General features: G+C 68.1%; 16 protein-coding genes and 1 pseudogene. 8 read left to right on the plus strand and 9 right to left on the minus strand.

Annotated elements, in window-relative coordinates:
* Nucleotides 1-7 precede the first annotated feature (7 nt).
* Nucleotides 8-1,783 (minus strand): M28 family peptidase, encoded by a 1,776-nt coding sequence (locus ACP95_RS00835; RefSeq protein WP_049979393.1) that lies wholly within the window; start codon nucleotides 1,781-1,783, stop codon nucleotides 8-10.
* A 104-nt stretch (nucleotides 1,784-1,887) separates the two neighbouring features.
* Here ACP95_RS00835 and ACP95_RS00840 point away from each other — a divergent pair, with 104 nt between their 5' ends.
* Nucleotides 1,888-2,985, plus strand: a complete 1,098-nt coding sequence (locus tag ACP95_RS00840) for a mandelate racemase/muconate lactonizing enzyme family protein (protein WP_049979394.1) — start codon at nucleotides 1,888-1,890, stop codon at nucleotides 2,983-2,985.
* Nucleotides 2,986-3,002: 17 nt separating this feature from the next.
* Here the strand turns inward: ACP95_RS00840 and ACP95_RS00845 are convergent, their stop codons facing one another.
* Together ACP95_RS00845 and ACP95_RS00850 are read right to left on the minus strand one after the other, a co-directional pair.
* Entirely contained in the window at nucleotides 3,003-4,808 is a 1,806-nt protein-coding gene (locus tag ACP95_RS00845) for a M28 family metallopeptidase (protein ID WP_049979395.1), read from the minus strand.
* Nucleotides 4,809-4,873: 65 nt separating this feature from the next.
* Nucleotides 4,874-5,908: a zinc-binding dehydrogenase gene (locus ACP95_RS00850; RefSeq protein WP_049979396.1), complete on the minus strand. Its 1,035-nt coding sequence runs from the start codon at nucleotides 5,906-5,908 to the stop codon at nucleotides 4,874-4,876.
* 145 nt (nucleotides 5,909-6,053) lie between these two features.
* Here ACP95_RS00850 and ACP95_RS00855 point away from each other — a divergent pair, with 145 nt between their 5' ends.
* Genes ACP95_RS00855 through ACP95_RS16215 form a run of 5 tightly spaced genes read left to right on the plus strand, consistent with a single transcriptional unit; the run spans nucleotide 6,054 to nucleotide 11,820 of the window.
* The gene (locus ACP95_RS00855) at nucleotides 6,054-7,871 is read left to right on the plus strand and encodes an ABC transporter substrate-binding protein (RefSeq protein WP_049979397.1); all 1,818 of its coding nucleotides are present in this window, start codon (nucleotides 6,054-6,056) and stop codon (nucleotides 7,869-7,871) included.
* Between the two features lie 18 nt (nucleotides 7,872-7,889).
* Nucleotides 7,890-8,867, plus strand: coding sequence for an ABC transporter permease (locus tag ACP95_RS00860; RefSeq protein WP_049979398.1), 978 nt, complete (start codon nucleotides 7,890-7,892; stop codon nucleotides 8,865-8,867).
* A 3-nt stretch (nucleotides 8,868-8,870) separates the two neighbouring features.
* Nucleotides 8,871-9,806 (plus strand): ABC transporter permease, encoded by a 936-nt coding sequence (locus ACP95_RS00865; RefSeq protein ID WP_049979399.1) that lies wholly within the window; start codon nucleotides 8,871-8,873, stop codon nucleotides 9,804-9,806.
* A complete protein-coding gene (locus tag ACP95_RS16210; protein WP_049979400.1) occupies nucleotides 9,803-10,813 on the plus strand; it encodes an ABC transporter ATP-binding protein in 1,011 nt (336 codons plus the stop codon). The genes ACP95_RS00865 and ACP95_RS16210 overlap by 4 nt, the downstream gene beginning before the upstream one ends.
* Entirely contained in the window at nucleotides 10,789-11,820 is a 1,032-nt protein-coding gene (locus ACP95_RS16215; RefSeq protein ID WP_082224519.1) for an ABC transporter ATP-binding protein, read from the plus strand. Before ACP95_RS16210 ends, ACP95_RS16215 begins: the two co-directional genes overlap by 25 nt.
* 78 nt (nucleotides 11,821-11,898) lie before the next feature.
* On the opposite strand, the gene ACP95_RS00880 is transcribed toward ACP95_RS16215, so the two are convergent.
* On the minus strand, nucleotides 11,899-13,410 hold the full coding sequence (locus tag ACP95_RS00880) for a carboxypeptidase M32 (RefSeq protein WP_049979402.1): 1,512 nt from the start codon (nucleotides 13,408-13,410) through the stop codon (nucleotides 11,899-11,901).
* Between the two features lie 126 nt (nucleotides 13,411-13,536).
* Between ACP95_RS00880 and ACP95_RS00885 the strand changes: the two genes are divergently transcribed.
* Nucleotides 13,537-14,256, plus strand: a complete 720-nt coding sequence (locus ACP95_RS00885) for an aspartate/glutamate racemase family protein (protein WP_049979403.1) — start codon at nucleotides 13,537-13,539, stop codon at nucleotides 14,254-14,256.
* A 30-nt stretch (nucleotides 14,257-14,286) separates the two neighbouring features.
* Here ACP95_RS00885 and ACP95_RS00890 read toward each other — a convergent pair.
* From ACP95_RS00890 to ACP95_RS00910, 5 genes and pseudogenes are all read right to left on the minus strand, one after another.
* A pseudogene (locus ACP95_RS00890) lies at nucleotides 14,287-15,548 on the minus strand (ABC transporter ATP-binding protein).
* Complete coding sequence (locus tag ACP95_RS00895; protein WP_049979404.1) at nucleotides 15,545-16,663, minus strand: ABC transporter ATP-binding protein; 1,119 nt, start codon at nucleotides 16,661-16,663, stop codon at nucleotides 15,545-15,547. Before ACP95_RS00895 ends, ACP95_RS00890 begins: the two are co-directional and overlap by 4 nt.
* Before the next feature lie 2 nt (nucleotides 16,664-16,665).
* Nucleotides 16,666-17,616 carry an ABC transporter permease gene (locus ACP95_RS00900; protein WP_049979405.1) on the minus strand — a complete coding sequence of 317 codons (951 nt, stop codon included), beginning with the start codon at nucleotides 17,614-17,616 and terminating at the stop codon, nucleotides 16,666-16,668.
* Entirely contained in the window at nucleotides 17,616-18,614 is a 999-nt protein-coding gene (locus tag ACP95_RS00905; protein WP_049979406.1) for an ABC transporter permease, read from the minus strand. Before ACP95_RS00905 ends, ACP95_RS00900 begins: the two co-directional genes overlap by 1 nt.
* Before the next feature lie 41 nt (nucleotides 18,615-18,655).
* The gene (locus tag ACP95_RS00910; protein WP_049979407.1) at nucleotides 18,656-20,326 is read right to left on the minus strand and encodes an ABC transporter substrate-binding protein; all 1,671 of its coding nucleotides are present in this window, start codon (nucleotides 20,324-20,326) and stop codon (nucleotides 18,656-18,658) included.
* A 283-nt stretch (nucleotides 20,327-20,609) separates the two neighbouring features.
* On the opposite strand from ACP95_RS00910, the gene ACP95_RS00915 reads away from it, so the two are divergent.
* On the plus strand, nucleotides 20,610-22,340 hold the full coding sequence (locus tag ACP95_RS00915; protein ID WP_049979408.1) for a M28 family peptidase: 1,731 nt from the start codon (nucleotides 20,610-20,612) through the stop codon (nucleotides 22,338-22,340).
* Nucleotides 22,341-22,356: the final 16 nt, after the last annotated feature.

The raw sequence follows: 22,356 nt of genomic DNA on the forward strand, positions 1-22,356 counted from the left end.
GCCGCCGTCAGTTCGGGAGGCGGTCGCGTGCCTGCCGGAGCTCGTGGACGGTCTCGTTCTGTGCTCGCTTCAGCTGGACCTGCAGGAACCGGGCGTCGTCGCCGTCGAGGCGGGCGAAGTCGTGGGCCGGGTCGTACCGCGGAACGGGGTTCCGGCTCGTCGCGGGGTCCTGCTCGAACTGGCCGTCCTCTACGAGGTAGAGCCGGGTCAGCGTGCGCGAGAGGTCGGTGATCGCACTGTTGGCGGTCTCGGCGTCGATCTCGCCGGCTTCCGCCCGCTCCCGGAACGCCTCGATCTCGTCACGGAGCGCCCTGAGCTCCGCGAGCGTCGGCTCGAAGTCGAACTGGTCGCCCGCGGCGTCGTCGTACTCCTCGACGTGGTCGATCAGTCGCTCGGCGTAGCGCGTGTGGTCGAACGGCAGCAGTTCCGCGTTCAGCACGCGCAGGATGCTGACCGCGTAGATGCGGATGTCCCGCAGGAGTTCGTCCTTCCCGGCCTTGTCGAGCGTGTCCGTCGAGACGTGCCAGGCGTCGGAGTTGCCGCCGCAACCCCCGACCGGGTGGTAGCCGCGCTCGTCGCGGATCTCCTTCGGGATGTTCGAGCCGAGCATGAAGAAGCCGGTCACGCCGATGTTGTCGAAGGAGTAGTCGCCAGCCCGCGGCGGGAACTGCTCCGCCGAGGGGATGCCGGCCACGTCGTCGATGGCGTCGGTCACCAGCCCGTGGGCCTCGGGCGTCCAGCAGGACATGTCGGTGTACTCCGCGGAGTCCTTCGCGCCCGGGCTGTCCATGTTGACCTGGGCGACGCAGTTCTCGGCGATCTCGAGGGCGTGCTCGTCGGTGTACCACGTCGAGCCGGCGTAGCGGCCGGTCGAGTGTGCGGGCCACCAGCAGATCCGGACGTCGCGCTGCAGGTCGTCGCTGTGGGCCTCGAGGACGCGGGCGAGCTCCAGCATCCCGGCGTCGCCGGTGGCGTTGTCGGTGATCCCCACGTACCAGGAGTCGTAGTGGCCGTGGAGCAGCAGGAAGTCGTCGGTGTCGGCGGCGCCGCCCTCGATCCGTGCCTCGACGATGGGGCACTCCATCCAGTCGGTCGTGAGGTCCGTCGAGAGCTCGAGTTCGAGCCCCTCCTCGCTCTCGGCCCAGTCGCGAAGGATCTCGCCGTCGTGTTTGGTGACGTTCGCGATCGGCACGTCCGGGATGCGCTCCTTCTCGTCGTACGGCGGCGCGCCGCCCCAGACGGGCGTGGCGATGCCGTCGTGTGGCTCCCGGCGGTGTTCGTGGATCGCGATCACGCCGCCGGCACCCTTCTCCTCCAGCACGGTGGTGGCGCCGATGGAGAAGCTGCCGCCGTCGACCAACGCGATCCGGCCCTCGAGGTCGTCGAGTTCGGCGAACGGCTCGCGCGGGCCCGCCTCGCCGTCGTCGACGAGGTCGCTGCTCGCGGTGCCGACGTACTCGACCTCGCCCCGCACCGTCGTCGACGCCGAGAAGCCGACAGTTTTCACGATCCCCGGCTCGAACGTCTTGTTCAGTGTCCGGATCGTCGCGTCGTGTGGCTGGCTGATGTAGAGCTCCGGGTCGTAGCGGTTGTAGTCGACGCCGTTGGCCGCGAGTCGGTCGGTCAGGTACGCGGCGGCGGCCCGTTCGTCCTCGGAGCCGGAGAGCCGGTTCAGCTCCGAGAACTCCTCTAAGAGGCTCCAGGGCTCCTCGATCGAGATCTCGTCGACGACCCGTTGCTCCACGTCGCTCAGCGCACTCCTGTCCGTGACTGTCTCACTCATACGGAGTTGTGTTGCGAACCGAACTATTTGAATACTCGTATGGGGGTAACTGACACGGCCGGAGCGCCGGAACGCTTAATTGGGTCGTTCGCAGTGGTTGTGGCATGATAACGAGTGTCGATGTCGTGAGTCGCGAGATCCCGTACGCCGACGCGTTCCCCACGTCGTACGACGACCAGAGCCCCACACAGCACGTGTTCGTGCGAGTACGGGCGGGCGAGGAGACCGGCTACGGCGAGGGGTCGGCGCTGAAGTGGTTCACCGGCGACACCGCCGCGACGATGGCGGCGATCGTCCGCTCGGAGTTCGTCCCGGCGATCGAGGGCAAGCCCGTCGACGAGGCGCTGGGTGACTGCCGGGCGCTCGCGAACCGGCTCCCGGGCAACCCCGGCGCCAGTTCGGCCGTGGAGATGGCGCTGCTCGACCTCCGGGCGAAGCAGCTGGAGGTGCCCGTCCGGACGCTGCTCGGGCAGGCCCGCCGGGACTCGATCCCGCTGGCGTTCGCCTCGGGCGCGCTCCCACCGGAGACGGTGGCGTCGAACGCCGTCGACGCCTTCGACGCCGGGTTCCGGACGTTCAAAATCAAGGTGACGCCCGACCTCGAGACCTCGGTCGCGCGGATCAACGCGGTCACGCGGGTGTTGGCCGAGCGCGCCGACCCCAACGACGTGTTCGTCCGCGCCGACGCCAACACGGGCTGGGAGTCCTACGAGCGGGCCACGAGCGCGATCGACCGGATCGAGCGCCAGGCGTACGTGGAGTACTACGAACAGCCCGTCGCCGCCGACGCCATCGGCGACCTGCGCGCGCTGCGGACCAACCGCGGGGTGCCGGTGTTCGCCGACGAGGCGGTCCACGGCGTCGACGAGGTGCGCGAACTCACCCGCGAGCCGGCGGCGGTGTCGGGAGTGTGTGCGAAGCTCGCGAAAGCGGGCTCGTTGCTCGAGATCGTCCGGATGGGCGAGCTCGCGGCCGACGCCGGGCTCCCGGTGACGCTGATCAGCGCGTTCGAGACATCCCTCGGCGTCGCGGCGAACCTCCACGTCGCGTCGGTGCTGCCGTCGCTCTCCTCGGCGGCGGAGCTGGGCGCGAACCTGATCGCGGAGGACCCGGTGGATCGCTCGATCGAGCGGGCGGCCGACACGCCGGTGCCGGAGGGGCCGGGGCTGGGCGTCGAACTCGACGACGCGCTGTTCGACTGAAAACGAGTTCGGGAGCGTCAGTTCGGCAGTTCGTCCCGCAGCCGCCGTAGTTCGAACACCGCGTCGTTCTGTGCGCGCTGGAGCTCGACCTGGAGGAACCGGTACTCGTCGTCGCTCTCGTCGTACACGTCGAACAGCGACGTGTTCTCGAAGCGCGGGTACGGCGGCCGGTTGTAGGCGGGGTCCTGCTCGAACTGGCCGTCGCTGACGAAGTTGAGCCGCGTCAGCGTCCGCGAGAGCGTCTTGATCGTCTCGTTCGCGACCTCGTGATCGATCTCGCCGGCCTCGACGGCGTCGTAGAACGCGTCGACGGCGTCGGCGACCGAGTCGAGCGCCTCGAGCGTCGGGCCGAAGTCGAACGCCTCCCCCGCGAGGTCGTCGTAGTCGGCGACGATCGAGCGGTGGCGCTCGACGTTCCGGGCGTGGTCGTGGGGCAGCACGTCGGCACGGAGCAGGCGCGAGACCAGCACCGCGTACATCTGGATGTCCCTGATCAGTTCGGGCTTGCCGGCCTTGTCGATCGTGTCGGTGCTGAGGTGCCAGGCGTCGGCGTTGCCGCCGCAGCCGCCGACGGTGTGCCAGCGCATCGTCTCCCGCACGTCGGCAGGGATGTTCGAGGAGAGCGTGAACGCGCCCGAGAGCCCGAGGTTGTTGAACGAGTAGTCGCCGGCCCGCCGGGGCCGGTTCTCGCTGTAGGGCGCCCCCGTGGCGTCCTCGATCGCCCCGGCGACGACGCCGTGCATCTCCGGCATCCAGCAGGCCATGTCGACGTACTCGGTGGAGCCCTTCGCGCCCGGGCTGTCCATGTCGACGTGGGCGACGCAGTCCTCGACGAGATCCATCGCGAACTCGTCGGCGTACCAGGTCGAACCGGCGTAGCGACCCGTCGAGTGGCCGGGCCACCAGCACACGCGGAGATCGCGCTGGAGATCGTCGCTGTGTGCGTCGAACACGCGGGCGAGTTCCAGCAGGCCGGCGTCGCCCGTCGCGTTGTCGGCGATGCCGACCGCCCAGGAGTCGTAGTGGCCGTGGAGGAGGACGAAGTCGTCGTCGTCGGGGTCGGCGTCGCCGGCCTCGATCCGCGCCTCGACGATGGGGCAGGCCATCCAGTCGGTCGTCGTGTCCGTCTCCAGGGTGACTTCGTGGTACTCGTCCGCGTCGGCGTACGACCGCAGTTCGTCGCCGTCGGGCCGGGTGACGTTCGCGATCGGGAGGTCGGGGATCCGCTCCTTCTCGTCGTAGGGGGGCGCGCCACCCCAGACGGAGGTGGCGATCCCGTCGTGCGGTTCGCGCTCGTTCTCGTGGATCGCGATCACGCCGGCGGCGCCTTTCTCCTCGAGCACCCGGGTCGCCCGGATCGAGAGGCTCCCGGCCGCGGTGAGCGCGATCTTCCCGGAGAGGTCGCCCACGTCGGCGTAGGGTCGCGTGACGTTCACCGCGTGGTATTGGCTCCCGTCGTCGGCGCCCACGTCGCTCTGCTCGGCCTCGCCGACGTAGACGAGCTCGCCGGTCACCGCCCGCGCCGCCGAGAACGCGACGGTTTTCACCGGCCCCGGCTCGAAGACGCCGTCGTCGACGGTGATCGACGCGCTGTGGGGCTGACTGATGTAGAGCTCCGGGTCGTAGCGCTCGTAGTCGACGCCGAATTCGTCGAGGCGGCCGGTGAGGTACTCGGCCGCGCGGCGCTCGTCTTCGGTGCCCGAGACGCGCTCGAGATCGGCGAACTCCTCGAGGAGGGCCCAGGGTTCGTCGATCGACACCGCGTCGGTGAGCCGTGATTCGTACTGGTCCAGCGACTTCTCGCCGGTGCGCTGCTGAGACATCGTGTTGGTAAGTCAAGTCACACCACAAAAAGCTGTCGTGGGGCGCACTCCCCGCCGCGGCGGGGTCAGGCCCCGGGCGTCACGACGACCTTGCCGAACACCTCGCGGTTCTCGATCGCGCGGTGGCCCTCGGCGACACGGTCGAGCGGCAGCACGCGGTCGATCACCGGGGCCACCTCCCCGCGGGCGATCAGCCGGCCCGCGGCGCGGAAGTCCCGACGGTTCCCCATCGGCGTCCCGAGGATGCGCCGGTGGCGCTGGTACACCGAGCGGATGTCGATGTCCGGATCCGCGCCGGAGGTGGCGCCGCAGATCACCATGCGCCCGCCGGTCGCGAGGCTGTCGATGGACCGCTGCCACGTCTCCTGGCCAACGTGGTCGGCGACGAGGTCCACCCCGCGGCCGTCGGTGAGTTCGACCACGCGCTCGTCGAACGGTTCCTGGGTGTAGTCGATCACGTCCTCGGCCCACTCGGCCGCCTGCTCGGCTTTCCAGTCGGCCGAGGTCGTCGCGTACACCTCGGCGCCGATCCGGTCGGCCAGCTGGAGCGCGGCGTGGCCGACGCCGCCGCTGGCGCCGAGGATCAGCGCCGACTCGCTCGGCTGCAGCCCCCCGCCGCTGACGAGCATCCGCCACGCCGTCGTGAACGAGGAGGGCCACGCGGCCGCCGTCTCCATGTCGACGCCCGCGGGCACGGCTTCGAGGTTGTCGGCGGGCACCGCGACGTACTCCGCCAGCCCGCCGGGGAAGTCGCTCCCGAACTTCCGGTCGTGGGGACACATGGTCTGCTCGCCGCGCTCGCAGAACTCACACTCCCCGCAGCTCACGTGGTGGTAGACGTTGACGCGGTCGCCCGGCGTCCAGTCGTCGACGCCGTCGCCGACCGCGTCGACGACGCCCGCCATCTCCGTGCCCGGGCGTTTCGGGAACTCGTCCTCGATCTCGGGGTGACCCGTCCGGGCGAACACGTCCGCGTGCTGGAGCGCACACGCCTGGACCGCGAGCCTGACCTCCCCCGGCCCGGGCTCGGGCCGCGGTACGTCGCGGATCTCCAGTACGTCCTCCGGCGCACCACTGTCGACGATGTGGACTGCTCGCATATCCCGTCCGTCGGCGCCCACCACCATATCTCTATGCGCCCCTCCGGGATTAGTTCGGCCGCGTTCGCGGCTGACTGTACTGTCCGGTATGTGACCACAACCCAAGGTACTATATACCATGACATGTAGGTCCAAACGTCAGCCCATGACCGACCAGCCACCCGACAACCCGTTACAGAGGCGCAACTTCCTGAAGAAGACCGGCGCGGTGGGCGCGACGGTGACGCTCGCATCGTTCGCCGGCTGTGCAGGCGACGGCGGCGGCGGCGGCGACGACACCGACACCGAGACCGTCGCGGGCGGCGGCGGCGACGACACCGTCCAGATGGAGGGGTTCCAGGTCCCCTCCGAGAACGTCGTCCCCCAGAGCGAACTGGACGAGGCGCAGGCGATCCCGGAGCTCACCCTGATCGTCAACCCGCCGGACGCACAGCCCGACGACCACGAGACGTCGATGTTCGTCAGCGAGGAGATCGCCAAGCTCGGCCTCGACACGACCGTCGAGACGATGACGTGGCCCTCCCAGTCCTCGACGGTCTGGGACGGCACCGACTGGGACATGACGTTCTGGCAGATGGTCGGACGGCCGTCCCGGCTCGACCCCGACGAGTTCTCGGTCCAGATGGGCCACTCGAGCTTCCAGCAGGGGTACAACTACTACTTCTGGGAGGACGAGGAGTACGACGAGAAGGTGATGGCCCAGCGCGAGGAGCTGGACCAGGCCGCCCGCGAGGAGCTGATCAAGGAGTGCCAGCAGATCTTCCACGACCGGGGGCCGAGCACGTTCCTCATGTACCCGGACAAGACGATCCCGTGGAACAGCGAGCGCTGGGACGGCGTCGTCGAGCTCAACGGGATGGGCGCGGTGAACATGCTGACGTTCTCGAACATCGAGCCCACCGGCGACCGGACGGAGCTCAACATCGCCTACGATCAGGAGCTGCAGGCGCTCAACCCGTTCGACCAGTCCGGCGAGATCGACATGATCCAGCACCGGATGATCTGGGACCGCCTCGCGTGGCCCAACGAGTCCGCGCTGCCCGAGCCCCGGCTGGCGGAGGAGTTCAACTGGAAGGACGACACGACGCTCGAAGTCCCGATCAAGGAAGGACACACGTTCCACGACGGCGAGCCCGTCACCGCCGAGGACGTGAAGTACAGCTACAACATCCACCGCGACTACTCGACGTACTTCTCGGGGCCGGTCGAGCCGGTCAACGAGATCACGGTCGTCGACGACCACACCGTCGAGTTCAGCTTCGACTACCACTTCGCGCCGTTCCCGATGGCGGCGATGGGCCGCATCGCGATCATCCCCAAGCACAAGTGGACCGACATCATCGAGAACCGGATGGACGTCGAGAACCCGATGCTGTACCAGGAGGAGGAGCCGCTCGGCTCCGGGCCGATGGAGTTCGTCCACTGGCGCTCCTCGGAGGAGGTCCGCCTGGAGCGGTTCGACGACCACTTCGACCCGATCGCCTACGAGGCGCGCAACTCCCGGATCATCCCCAGCGTCCAGACGATGCTGACCCAGCTCGAGAACGGCACTCTGGACATGCTGGCGAACTACCGCGGCGACAAGGACGTGCTCCGCGACCGCGTCGACGCCAACGACAGCCTCTCGATGGCGGCGACGACGACGGTCGGGTTCAAGCAGATCTCCTACAACAACGACCGGCCACCGTTCCACATCGACGGGTTCCGCCGCGCGATGAACCACCGGTTCGACAAGGAGACGATCGTCAACGACATCTACGGCGGCTGGGGGTCGATCGCCCCGAACACCCTGGTGTCCTCGGCGCTGGAGAGCTGGCACAACGACGAGCTCGAGCGCTACGAGTTCAGCCTGCAGGCCGCCGCCAACGAGCTCATCGAGGCCGGCTTCGTCTGGGACGAGAGCGACGGCATGCTGTACATGCCCGCCGACAACACCGAGATCGACGGGGACGACAAACCCTAGTCCTCATTTCTTTAGATAATGGGACTAAAAGAATTCGTCACGAGACGTATCATCCAGATCGTCGTGCTCTACTTCGCGATAGCGACGATGCTGTTTTTCCTGTTTCGGGCGGCGCCCGGCGATCCGCTCGCGGCGTACATCGGCACGGGGTTCACCCAGGAACAGGCGGCCCAGATACGGGCGACGTTCGGGCTCGACCAGCCGATCCACGTCCAGTACTGGAAGTACATGACCAGCCTGGTGACGTTCAACTTCGGCCTCTCCTACATCACGGGCGACCCCGTCTGGGGGATCATCCAGGACCGGATCTGGAACACGCTCGTGCTGATGGGCACCTCCGTCATCCTGGCGTACCTGATCGGCGTCCCCTTCGGCGCGTACCTCGCGTGGAACCGCGGGACGAAACGGGAGCGCTTCGGCGTCGTGTTCGCGCTGATCTCCCGCAGCGCGCCGGTGTTCTGGACCGGGCTGCTCGGCATCTGGATCTTCTCGTTCAAGCTCGGCTGGCTCCCGGCGGGGTCGATGTCCCAGCCCGGGGTGACCTACTCCAGCAAGCTGGCGCAGTTCACCAGCCCGAGCTTCCTCCGACACCTGATCCTGCCGGCGCTCGTCCAGGCCTTTTACTTCTACAGCCTGCCCGCGCTGCTGATGCGCAACAGCATGCTCGAAGTGATGAACGAGGACTTCGTCGACTTCGCGGAGCTGAAGGGGATCAGCGACTTCTCGGTGATGCTGAAACACGCCGCCCGGAACGCGCTGCTCCCGATCGTGACGGCGTTTGCCGTCGCCGCGGGGTTCGCGGTCGGCGGCAGCGTCGTCCTCGAAACCGTGTTCGCGTGGCCGGGGCTTGGTCGGGAGATGGTCCGGGCGGTGATCGCGAACGACTACCCGGTGGCACAGGCGACGTTCCTGATCCTCGCCGGGCTGGTACTGGTAGCGAACTTCCTCGCGGACTTGGCGTACGGCTACCTCGATCCGCGGATCACCTACGACTGACACATGAGTGACCAGAACAAAACGGCCCTCGACTCGGAGTCGAACGTCGACGCCCTCGACACGGAACTCTCGACGTGGCGCGAACGCCAGGCGGACGCGTGGCGTCGACGGCTCGCCTTCCTCAAGCGCGAACCGATGGGGCTCGCGGGCATCCTCATCCTGCTCGCGATCGTCCTCGTCGCGATCTTCGCGCCGGTGATCGCGCCGTACGAGCCGACCGAGACGGACTACGGCAACTCGCTGGCCCCGCCCAGCGCCGAGCACCCGCTCGGCACCGACAGCGCGGGCCGGGACATCTTCAGTCAGCTCGTCTTCGGCGCCCGCCCGGCGCTGCAGATCGGCCTGCTCAGCGCGATCAGCGTCGCGTTCGTCGGCATGAACGTGGGGTTGGTCGCGGGCTACTACGGCGGCTACGTCGACGACGCGCTGATGCGGCTGGTGGACTTCGCGTACGGCATCCCGTTCACCCCGTTCATCATCGTGCTCGTGGCGCTGTGGGAGCCCTCGAAGTGGACGATCGTCGGCGCGATCGCGCTGCTGCTGTGGCGACAGACCGCCCGCGTCGTCCGCTCGCACGTGCTGAACCTCAAGGAGAAGCCGTTCGTCAAGAGCGCCCGAACCGTCGGCGCCAGCGACCGACGCATCATCTACAGACACATCGCGCCCAACGTCCTCCCGCTGGTGTTCCTCTACGGGAGCTTCGCGATCGCGTGGGCGATCCTCACCGAGGCGGCGATCAGCTACCTCGGGTTCGGCGATCCCACCGCGGTGACGTGGGGGCAGATGCTGCAGTCCGCCCAGCAGTCACAGGCGCTGGCTCGGGACGCCTGGTGGTGGTTCACGATGCCCGGCATCGCGATCATGCTGACGGTCATCTCGGCGTTCCTGATCGGCCGCGGCTACGAAGAGCAACTGAACCCGGAACTCCAAGAGCCATGACACTACTCGAAGTCAACGACTTGCACGTGACGTACGCGGGCGATCCGGCCGTCGAAGCCGTGCGTGGCGTCTCGTTCACCCTCGAGGAGGGCGAGACGCTGGGCATCGTGGGCGAGTCCGGCTGCGGGAAGACGACGCTCGCCCAGGCGGTCATGGGCGCGCTCCCGGACAACGGCGAGATCACCGGCGGCGAGATCATCTTCGACGGGCAGGACATCACCCACCTCTCGAACCGCCAGCGCCGCGAGATCCGCTGGGAGCGGATGTCGATGATCAGCCAGAGCGCGATGAACAGTCTCGACCCAGTCTACCGGGTGAAAGACCAGATCCGGGAGGCGATCCAGGAGCACCGGGACGTCTCCGACGCGGAGGCGTACGAGCGCTCCCGGGAGCTGATGGAGCTGGTCGGGCTCGACCCCGACCGCGTCGAGGACTACCCCCACCAGCTCTCCGGCGGGATGCGCCAGCGCGTGATCATCGCCATGAGCCTCGCGCTCGACCCGGACCTGATCATCGCCGACGAGCCGACGACGGCGCTGGACGTGATCATCCAGGAGCAGATCCTCTACCGGATCAAGGAGCTCCAGCGCGAGCTCGGCAACTCGATGGTGATGGTCACCCACGACATCAGCGTCGTCGCCGAGACGTGTGACAGCATGGTGGTGATGTACGGCGGCGAGCTGATGGAGGCCGGCAACGTCGACGAGATCTTCAACAACGCCCACCACCCGTACACGCTCGGGCTCCAGAACGCGTTCCCGAGCGTCGAGGGCGAGAAGCGCGACCTCACCAGCATCCCGGGGTCGCCGCCAGACCTCTCGGAGCCGCTCGAGGGCTGTCCGTTCGCGTCCCGGTGTCCGTTCGCGGCGCCGGAGTGCGAGGAGAAAGTGCCAGTACGGGAGCCGGTCGATGGCCACCGCGTCAGGTGCCACGAGCCGGTGCCGTTCGAACAGATTCGTGACCGATCCGGCGAGGACGAGACATGGCTATCACAGAACAAAGTCTGAACTGGGACTACGACGGTCCCATCATGGAGGTAGCGGGCCTGGAGAAGCATTTCCCACAGAGCACCGGGATCGTCCACCAGCTGATCGGCGGCGACACCAAACACGTCAAAGCCGTCGACGGCGTCGACATGGCGATCGAGAGCGGCGAGACGATGGGGCTGGTCGGCGAGTCCGGCTGCGGGAAGTCGACGCTGGGCGAGGTGCTCATCGGGCTGCAGGAGCCCACCGGCGGCTCGATCAAGTTCCTCGGGACGGAGCTCTCCTCGATGTCCGACGCCCAGCACAAGGAGTTCCGGCGCAACGTCCAGATGATCTTCCAGGACCCCTACGAGTCGCTGAACCCGCGGTTCTCCGTCGAGCAGTGGATCCGCGAGCCGCTCGAGGTCCACGACATCGACAACCAGGACGAGCGCATCTACGAGGCGCTCGAGCGGGCCGAGCTCACGCCGCCGGAGAACTACATCGGCGAGCACCCACACGAGCTCTCCGGCGGGGAACGCCAGCGCGTCTCCATCGCCCGCGCGCTCGTCCTCGAGCCGAAGTTCATCGTCGCCGACGAGCCGGTCTCGATGCTCGACGTGTCCGTGCGGGCGAGCATCCTCAACCTGCTCCGGAAACTCGTCGACGAGCTCGACATGGGCGCGCTGTACATCTCCCACGACCTCTCGCTGATCCGGCAGATGTGCGACCGGACGAGCGTGATGTACCTCGGGAAGGTCGTCGAGCGGGGGCCGACGGAGCGGCTGATCAAGGGGCCGAAACACCCCTACGCCCGCGCCCTGCTCGACGCCGTGCCGGTGCCGAACCCGGAGCACAACATCTCCGAACCGCAGCTGGAGGGGGAGCCGCCGGACCCCGTCGACCTGCCGGAGGGCTGTAACTTCCGGCCGCGCTGTCCGTTCGCGGCCGAGGAGTGTTTCGAGGAGCCGGGGCTCGACGCCTACGAGACGGCGGACGGCGAGCACGCGGCCGCGTGCTGGCGGGTAGAAACGGTCGACGAGATGTGACCCCGTCGGTGCGGCGCCGACGGGGTCGTCGTGGTTGCGGCTTCCCGGGTCGGCGGCTACAGGGTCTCGCGTCGCGGGCTACAGGTCGTAGATGTCGGCGTACTTCTCCGTGATGCGGTCGACGAAGTACTCCGTGGTGAGTCGCTCGCCCGTCGCGACCTCGGGCAGCACGTCGGTCTGGTAGCGCTTCCCGTGCTGGTGGACGTGCTCCTCCATCCACTCGCGGATCTCGTCGAAGCGCTGGGCACGAACGAGCTCCTCGAGCGATTCGCCGAAGTCCGCCTCGAGGTAGTGCTGGAGCTGGGCGGAGAACACCGTCCCGAGCGAGTAGCCCTGGAACGTGCCGATGCGGCCGATGCTCCAGTGGATGTCCTGCAGGCAGCCCTCGCTGTCGTTCTCGGGGCGGATACCGAGGTACTGCTCGTACTTGTCGTTCCAGACCTCGGGCACGTCCTCGACCTCGAGCTCGCCGTTGAGCAGCGCGCGCTCGATCTCGAAGCGGACGACGATGTGGAGGTGATAGGTGACCTCGTCGGCCTCGACGCGGGTGAGGTTGTCCTCGTACACCTGATTCGCGGCCTCGTACGCCTCCCGCGGCGTCACGTCCGAGAGCCGCGGGAAGTGCTTCTGGACGATCGGGAGGAACTGCTCCCAGAACGCCTCGGAACGGCCGACGTGGTTCTCCCAGAAGCGGCTCTGGGACTCGTGGATCGAGTGGCTCCGGGACTGACCCAGCGGGCCGGGGAACGCGTCCTCGTCGAGCCCCATCTCGTACGTCGCGTGCCCGTACTCGTGGAGCGAGCTGTCGAGGCCGTCGACGGGCGAGTGGTCGTGGAACCGCGTGGTGATGCGCATGTCGTACCGGTTGCCGTAGGAGAACGGGTGCGGCGACGTGTCCAGCCGCGCGCGGTCCCAGTCACACTGGACGAACGAGAGCGCGTCCTCCGAGAGCGCCATCTGGGTGTCCTCGTCGTAGGGGCCGCGCTCGACGAAGGGTCCCGAGGGGTCGACGTCGCTCGCCCGGATCTCCTCGATGAGGGGGACGAGCGCGTCCTTCAGGTTGTCGAGCACGCGCTCGGCGGTGTCGACGCCGACGTACGGCTCGTACTCCTCGAGCATGACCGCGAAGGGCTCCTTGTCCGGGTTGATCTGGTTCGCCTGCTCGCGCTTGAGTTCCAGTAGCTCCTCGAGGTAGGGGGCGAACGTGTCGTAGTCGTCGTTCGCTTTCGCCGCCTCCCAGGCGTCGTTGGCCTCGGAGATGACCGAGTTGATCTCCTCGGTGAGCTCCTGGTCGACGGACGCCTTACGCTCGTGCTCGCGCCGGACCTCCCGGACGACGGCCTGCTGGTCGTCGTCGAGGTCGGCGCCGTCGACGGCGTCGAGCCACGCCTCCACGTCGTCGCCGGTGAGCGCCTCGTGCTGCAGCGAGGAGACGAGCCCGCGCTGGGTCGACCGTGCGGGCGTCCCGCCCGGGGGCATCATCACCTGCTGGTCCCAGAACAGGAGGTTGTCCATCGTTTCGAGCGTCCCGACCCGCTCCGCGCGGTCGAGAAGCTGTTGGTACGCGTCCGCCGGGGAGTTGTCGGTCATAGAGATACGTTACCGTACAACGACGAAAAGCTACCCATACCCGTCACGCTGGCCGGTACCTCCACGTCGGCGCCGCGCTCCGGGACCGGAGGTAGCTTTATCGCGGTACAGCCGTCAGATCCATCCGTGACAGAGATTGTCTACCTCGTCCCGGGGCGGGGACTGGACGACGCGGAGCTCGATCGCCGCGAGGCGATCGCCAACGAACTGACCGACGCCAGCGTCACCGTCGTCGACGCCGACGACGGCCCGCTCTCGATCGAGAGCGAGGTCGAACACGAGTGGTGCGTGCGGAGCCTGCTCGGCCTGCTCAGGGAGCACGAGGCCGACTACGACGGGTTCGTCATCGGCTGCTTCGGCGACCCCGGGCTCGCGGCGGCCCGGGAGTTCGTCGACAAGCCCGTCGTCGGCCCCGCGTCGTCGACGTTCCACACCGCGGCCCAGCTCTCCGACCGGTTCTCCTGTCTCACGATCCGGTCGACGCCGGCGTCGAAGCGCCGGCAGATCCTCGCCGACGGGCTCGGCGAACACCTGGCGAGCGTTCGCGTCGTCGAGCAGGGCGTGCTCGACGTGGATCACGAGTCCGAGGAGATCGTCCAGAAGATGGTACGGGCGGCCGAGGCGGCGGTCGCGGAGGACGGCGCCGAGTCGGTCGTGCCGGGCTGCATGAGCCTCGCGTTCATGCAGGTCCACGACCGCGTCGCCGACGACCTCGGCGTGCCGTTCCTCGACCCCGTCCGGATCAGCCTCGGGACGGCGGCGATGTGGGCCGAGCAAGGGCTGACCCCGAGTCGGGTCACCTACCCGGCGTTCTCGGACGAACGGGAGGCGAGCCTGTTCGAGTGAGGTCGGGAGAACGGTCGGCCCGCGAGGGAGTTACTCGCGGTGGAGGTGGCAGGCGGCGAAGCGGCTCTCCGCCCGACTGGACGGGAGTTCGTACGCCGGCTGCTCCTGTGCGCAGATGCTCTGCTCGGCGAAGGAGTCGGTGAGTAGGTCCGTCGCTTCCTCCCACTCCGTCGCGGCGACGTGGTCGAGCGCGTCGTCGACGACGCGCCCGCCTCGCCGCCGAGGCTGACGCCGTCGAAGAACTCGGCCTCGACGGCCGCGCGGCTCTCGGGGTCGAACGCGCGGCGCCTGACCGCGCGCATGAACTCCCGAACCGCCGCCCACTCGTCGTCGCCCAGGTCGTAGGCGTCGGGCGGGATGAGCTCCGGACAGCGCGTCCGGAAGCGACAGCCCGAGGGCGGGTCGACGGGGTCCGGCACGTCGCCCTGCAGGATCGTCCGCGAGCCGGCCTGGGACGGGTCCGGCACCGGGATCGCCGACAGCAGCGACCGCGTGTAGGGGTGTTTCGGGTCCTCGAACAGCTCCTCCTTCTCGGCCAGTTCGACGATCTGGCCGAGGTACATCACCGCGACGCGGTCGGAGATGTGGCGGATCACCGAGAGGTCGTGGCTGATGAACAGGTAGGTGAGGTTGAACTCCTCCTGGAGCTCCCGCATCGTGTTGAGCACCTGTGCCTGGATCGAGGCGTCGAGCGCGCTCGTCGGCTCGTCACAGACGATGAAGTCCGGATCGACCGAGAGCGCCCGCGCGAGGTTGATGCGCTGGCGCTGCCCGCCGGAGAACTGGTGGGGGTAGCGGTTGTAGTGCTGCGGGTCGAGGCCGACGGCCTCCAGCAGCTCCCGCGCCCGCTCCTCCCGGCCGTCGTCGTCGTAGAGGTCGTGGGCCTTCATCGGCTCCTCGACGATCGGGCCGACCTTCATCCGCGGGTTGAGCGAGGACTGCGGGTCCTGGAAGATCATCTGCTGGTCCTTCCGGGTGCGGCGGAGTTCGCCCTTGTCGAGGTCGGCGATGTTCCGACCCTTGAAGTAGATATCCCCGTCGGTCGGCTGGAGCAGGCGGAGGATCGTCCGCCCGAGCGTCGACTTCCCGCAGCCGGACTCGCCGACCAGCCCGAGCGTCTCGCCGCGCTCGATCTCGAAGGAGACGTCGTCGACGGCCCGGACGTGCTCGACGGTGCGCTTCAGCGGGAACCCGCCGCTCAGGTCGAGTTCCACGGTGTCGAACACGCCGCTGCCCGTCGAGAAGTGTTTCGTGAGGTTCTCGACGCGGAGGATCGACTCCGCCCCGCTCATCGGCTCCCCTCCGTCACCTGCAGGTCCTCGCCGAACTCGTCGTCCTCGGACTTGATCGGCGCGCTGTGCTCGTAATCCACGTCGAACGCGTCGTGTTTCACACACGCCGCGTTGTGGGGTCTGCCGGTGTCGCTCACGTTCCGGGCGTCCGGGTTGATCTCCCGGCAGACCTCGCGGGCGTCCGGACAACGCGGGTGGAACCGACAGCCTGCGGGCGGGTCGATCGCCTCGGGCATCACCCCCTCGATCGGCGTGAGCGACTCGACGGTCTTGTCGGGGCGCGGCACGGAGTTCAGCAGCGCCTCCGTGTACGGGTGTTTGGTGTCGTCGAACAGGTCGTGGACGTTCGCCTGTTCGGCCATCTGCCCGAGGTACATCACGTTGACGCGGTCGCAGATGTCGGCGACGACGGCGAGGTCGTGGGTCACCCAGACGAAGCTGGTGCCGTACTCGTCCTGGAGGTTGGAGACCATGTTCAGGATCTGCCCCTCGACGGTGACGTCCAGCGCCGTCGTCGGCTCGTCGGCCAGGATCAGCGACGGCTGGCAGGCGATCGCCATCGCGATGAGGACGCGCTGGCGCATCCCGCCGGAGAACTCGTGGGGGTAGTCGTCGAACCGGTCTTCGGGCTTGGGGATGTCGACCTCCCGGAGCGTCTCGATCGCCACGTCCCGGGCGTCCTTCGGCGGGAGCTCCCGGTTGATCTCGATGAACTCCTGGAGCTGGCTGCCGACGGTGAACACGGGGTTGAGGCTCTCCATCGGGTCCTGGAAGATCGTCGCGATCTCGCGGCCCCGGATGCGGCGGCGGAACTCCTCGTTCGAGAGCGTCTCCGGGCTGCGGCGGCGCTCGCCGTCGGGGCCCTCCTCGAAGCTGAGCAGCGTCTCCCCCTGGAAGCGAATCTCGCCGCCGACGATCTCGCCGGGCGACTCGACCAGCCGGAGGATACTGGAGATGGCGACGGACTTCCCGGCGCCGGACTCGCCGACGAGGCCGACGGTCTCCCCCTCGTGCACGTCGAAGGAGATGCCGTCGACCGCGCGGACGGTGCCTTCGGCGGTTTCGAACTGTGTCTGGAGGTTGTCGACGCTGAGTAGTGGCGTGGATGCAGTCATTGTCAGTTTTCGAGGCGCGGGTCCAGCGTGTCGCGGAGCCCGTCGCCGAGGATGTTGAACGCCATCACGGTCACGAGGATGGCCAGCCCCGGCCAGACCGAGAACCACGGCGCCGGGAGCATGTAGTTGCGCGCGATCGAGAGCATCTGGCCCCACGACGGCGTCGGGGGCTGGGCGCCGAAGCCGAGGAACGACAGCCCGGCCACGATGAGGATGTTCGTCCCCATCTGGAGCGTCGTCTGGACGACGACCGGCGCGAAGCTGTTCGGGATGACGTGCCGGAGCAGGATGTTCCGGTCCTTCACGCCGGCGGCCTGGGCGGCCTCGACGTACGTCTCCTCGCGGATGCTCAGCACCTCCGAGCGGATCAGCCGGGCGAAGATCGGGATCGATATGATGCTCACCCCGATCATCGCGTAGATGAGCTCCCGGCCGAACGCCGCCATGAACGCGATGACGAGCACCAGGAACGGGATGGAGTAGAGGATCTCGACGAACCGCATCAGCACGTCGTCGACCCAGCCGCCGTAGTAGCCGGAGACGGCGCCGACGGTGGTGCCGACGACGACGCCGATCGTCGTCGACACCAGCGCAATCTGGATGGCGATCCGGGAGCCGTACAGCAGCCGGACCGCGATGTCCCGGCCACGGGTGTCGGTGCCCAGCGGGTGGGCCATGACGCCCTCGCCGAACTGGTTGCTCAGCCCGACCGGCGGCAGCAGCGGCCGCGCGCCGACGTTGTTCCGCAGCGGGTGGTAGAGGTACGTCTCCGCCAGCCGGTAGTCGAGGAACTCCGCGTCGACGAACGCGAACAGCGCGCCCGCGGAGATGATCGCGATCAGGAAGAGGCTGATCCGGGCGCTCGTGTCCTGGAGCAGCCGCGAGAGGGTGTAGGAGGCGCCGACGCGGGACTCGTACTCCTCGCCGTCGGCCGCCTCGGTTTCGGCCGCCATCAGTCCTCACCCTCGTAGGTGACGCGCGGGTCGAGGTACGCGTACGTCAGGTCGGTCACCAGCGTGCCGATCACGAACATGACGCCGAAGAACAGCGTCGTCCCCATGATGAGCGCGTAGTCCTGCGTCCGGACCGCCTGGATGATCAGCCGACCCATCCCGTTGATGTTGAACACGGTCTCGGTCAGCACCGCGCCGCCCAGCGCGGACGTGAGCTGGAGCCCGATGATGGTCACCACCGGCAGCTGCGCGTTGCGGAACGCGTGTTTCCGGGTGATGACGGACTCCTTCACGCCGAACGCCCGGGCGAGTTTGATGTAGTCCCGGCCCAGGACCTCGAGCATCGACGACCGCTCGATGCGGGAGACCGCCGCCATCTGGAGCGTCCCCAGCGCGATGGTGGGCATGATGAGGCTCTTGGCGGTCTGGACCAACACGTCGAGCCGTGAGGTGGCCCCCTCCACCTCCGAGATCGGTGTTAATGGCATCACTAACCCGTTCGAGGGTAGCACCTGGAGGTGGTAGCCGAACACGATGATCAGCAGCAGCCCGATCCAGAAGTTGGGGGTGCTGACGCCGATCAGCGAGACGACGCGGGAGCCGTGGTCGACCGGCTGGTTCCGGCGGCGGGCGGAGACGATCCCCAGCGGGATCGCGACGCTGATGGCGAAGGCGAAACTCGACGCCAGCAGCAGGAGCGTCACCGGCAGGCGCTCCATGATCTTCGTCGTGACCGGGACGCCGTAGTGGATGCTGCGCCCCAGATCGCCGCCCATTGCCGCGAGAATGTACTTGACGTACCGTACGTGGATCGGTTGGTCGAACCCGTAGCGCTCCTCGGCGGCGGCGATGAGCTCCTCGCTCGCGGTCGGCCCGAGCATCACCTCAACCGGCGAGCCCGGCATCGCGTTGATCAGGAAGAACGTGATCGACGAGATGCCGATGAGCACCGGGATCGCCTGGAGCAGCCGTTTGATAGTGTATCGTAAGTGTGACATCTATGTCGTCGTGAGTGCGAAAACGGTCGAGGGGGGAGGGGTTACTGATCCATCCAGACGTTCGAGCCTTCGGTGTCGGCGTTGGTGTTGTTCCGGTCGCCGTAGAGGTAGGGGTTGTACGTCGAGACGGGGTGGGTTTTCAGCCCCTGGACGTAGTTCTTCACGCCCATCGAGACGGAGGTGTAGTACAGCGGGAGGTGGACCCGGTCCTCGACGAACAGGTTGATCGCCTCGATGTACATCTCGCGGCGCTGCTCGCGCTCGGGGGTGACCCGGGCCTCGGCCAGCAGCTCGTTGAACCGGTCGTTGTCGTAGTACTGCCCCTGGAACGCGCCGTCGATGTGGAGCAGTTCGTAGAGGAAGCGGTCGGGCTCGGGGGCGCGCGTCCAGCCGAGCAGGTAGATGTTCACCTGGCTGGCGTCGCCGGAGTCGAACCGGTCGAGCATCGTCGCGAAGTCGAGGTACTGCACCTGCGCGTCGTAGCCCGCCTCCTGGATCCCGTTCGCGATGGAGACGGCGACCTGTCGGCGCTTCTCCGTGGAGGAGACGATGATGTTGCACGTCCAGTCGTCGGGCACGCCGGCGCTCTCGAACAGCTCCTTGGCGCGGTCGATGTCCTTGTCGGCCCAGCTGTTCTCCCACTCGTCGAGCGGCATGTCCCACGCCTCGGCGACGGAGGCGGGGACCGGGCTGTAGATCCGGCCGCCGCCGGGCTTGATGTACTGATCGATGGCCTGGTCGAGGTCGACACAGTGGTCGATCGCCAGTCGCACGTCGCGCTTGGCACACTCGCCCTCCTTCTGGTTGAACGCGGCGAACTGGTAGCTCAGCGAGGGCCCCTCGATCACGTCGGCGTCCGACATGTTCTGGACGGTGCTCCAGAACTGCGGCGGGATGCGGTTGATCACGTCCTGCTCGCCGGTCTGGAGCTGGGTCACGCGGTTGGTCGGCTCGTTGATCGGCGTGAACGTCACCTCGTCGAGGTGGGGGCTGCCGCTGCCCCAGTAGTCGTCCCAGCCGGCCATCGTGACGTGGTCGTTCTCCTCGAACTCCGTCACCTCGAACGGGCCGGAGCCGACGAACGTGTCGATCCCGAACCCTTCGGGATCCTCCTCGCGGACGCTCTTCGGCGCCACCGGGTGCGCGATCGCGTGGAGGATCGGCACGTACGGTTCGGTCAGCGTGAAGTGGGCGGTCTGGTCGTCCTCGACTTCGATGCTCTCGACGATGCTGAAGTTGGAGGCGTAGCTGGTCTGCTCCTCGACGGTCGCCTCGAACGTGTACTTCACGTCCTCCGCGGTGACGGGGTCGCCGTTGTGGAACGTCGCGTCGGCGTCGAGGTTGAGCGTGAACTCGTTCCCCTCGAGGGTGGGGATCTCCTCGGCCAGGATCGGCACGAGGTTGGTGTTCCGGTCGTAGCCGAGCACCGGGGAGTACACCAGGTTCTTCAGCATGATGGAGTAGTTCCCGCCGTTGTTGTTGACGGGGTCGAGCTCCACCGGCGAGGAGGTCTGTGCGAAGTTCAGCGAGCCGCCCCGGGTGGGCGTCGACGTCTCGCCGTCGGTGTCGTCGTCCCCGGACGAGCCGGAGTCCGTGTCGGTCGGGGTCGCCGTGCCGTCGCCGCCGGTACAGCCGGCAAGTCCGATCAGGCCCGCGGACGCGGCGGCCTGGAGGAACTTCCGGCGGTTGTCTTGCCAATCATTCTCAGGCATAGATGTACCCAACCCCCAATCTCTTATAAATGTTTGTCATGCGGCGGCCACTCCTCGAAATATACTTTGTGTCGGGTGGAATACAACTTAAACCGTACGGCGTCGAATATACAGCCCCCACTCGGAAGGTAGGTGGTTGCTACGGTGACCAGGTCCCGGTAGTCGGCGCCGAGAGCCACGTCGACGCCCGCTCGACCGCCGCCGTCGCCGGTCTCGCCGCCAGTTCCTCCAGCGCCCTGTCAGGTACGGGAAGCTATTACGGAGGGGGTACCGAAGGGGCAGTATGAGTCAGCGACTCTACGCGGACGGGAAGCCATCGCTGTCGGGCGTCGACGCCGCCATCGTCGACGCCGTCGGCGCCGACGAGCCCTGGCGGCTCGTCGAACGGTTCGCCGAGCTCGAGCGCGTCTCGGGCACCGACGACGAGCGCGCGGCGGCCGAGTACCTCACGGAGCGCCTCGATGGGTTCGGCGTCGACCACGAGCTGTTCGAGCCGGAACTGTTCCTGAGCACGCCCCACGGCGGGAGCGTCGAGGCTGGGGACGGCTGGGGGGCAGCGTCGGCGAAGACCGTCTCGTTCTCCGCCGACGGCACCGCCGAGGGCGAGCTCGTCTACGTGGAGAACGACGACGAGATGGAGTCGATCGAGGCGATGCTCTCGGTCTCGCTCGCCGGTCTCCCGGAGGACCTCTCGGGGAAAGTGGTGATGAGCGAGTCGATCATCCCGATCAGCGCGATCGAGGAGCTCGCCGACCGGGGCGCCGAGGCGTTCGTCGGCATCCACCCCCACGAGCGCGAGCCCCACGAGGGGATCGTCACGCCCGTCTGGGGCGGCGCGCCCCCGTACGACGAGCGGGACCGCATCCCGGAGCTGCTCGTCGCGAACGTCTCCGCGAGCGACGGCCGCGAACTCCGGGAGCGGGCCGCCGCGGGCGCCGAGGTCACCGTTTCGGCGGAGACGACGACCGAGTGGCAGACGGCGCCGCTGGTGCTGGCGCGGATCGAGGGGGAGGCCGCCCCCGAGACCGACGAGTTCGTGCTGGCTCACGGCCACCTCGACTCCTGGCACGTCGGCGTCACCGACAACGCGACCGGCGACGCCGCGCTGCTGGAACTGGCCCGCGTGCTGGACGAGCACAGCGACGAGCTCCGGCGGGACGTGTGGGTCGCCTGGTGGCCGGGGCACTCGACGGGGCGCTACGCCGGCTCGACGTGGTTCACCGACGAGTTCGCGACCGAACTCGCCGAGCGCTGCGTGGCGCACGTGAACGTCGACTCGCCGGGCGTCGCCGACGCGACGGCGTACGACGAGCGCGTGAAGTGGATGGCCGCGGTCGAGGGCGTCGCCGCCGGCACCATCGCGGACGTGACCGGCAAGGAGACCGAAACGTTCCGGCCGGCGCGTGCGGGCGACTACTCCTTCAACAACCTCGGGATCCCGGGGATGTCGCTGCAGTCGAGCATCCCCGCGTCCGTCCGCGAGGAGCGCGGCTACCACCCCGTCGGCGGCTCCGGCGGCCACGCCGACGCGTGGCACCTCACGACCGACACGATCGAGAAGGCCGATCCCGACGTGCTGGAACGCGACACCGAGGTGTACACGCTCGCGACGGCCCGGCTGAGTCGGGCCGACCGCCCGGCCGACCCGGTTCGGGCGATCGACCGGCTCGCGTCGGCGGCCGCCGAGTACGACGAAGCTAGCGCGTTCGACCTCGGGCCGGTGCGCGACGAGCTCGACGCGCTGCGGGAGGCGACGACGGCGTTGCTCGACGACGCCGACGGCTACCCCGCGGCGGCCGACAGGCTCGTCAAGGCGCTCACGCGGCTGCAGTTCGTCACCGAGGGGCAGTTCGAGCAGGACCCCGCCGAGAGCCGGGCGCCGTTCCCGCGGCTCGCCCCCGTCGAGCGACTCCCCGACCTGGACGGCGACGACGCGCGCTTCCTCGAACTCCAACTGCAGCGTGAACGCAACGGTGTCGTGGCGGAACTCCGAGAACTCCGCCGGTCGCTCTAGGACTGCGCACTCGCTG

This window comes from Halolamina rubra (assembly GCF_000739555.1).
Taxonomy (GTDB): Archaea; Halobacteriota; Halobacteria; order Halobacteriales; family Haloferacaceae; genus Halolamina; species Halolamina rubra.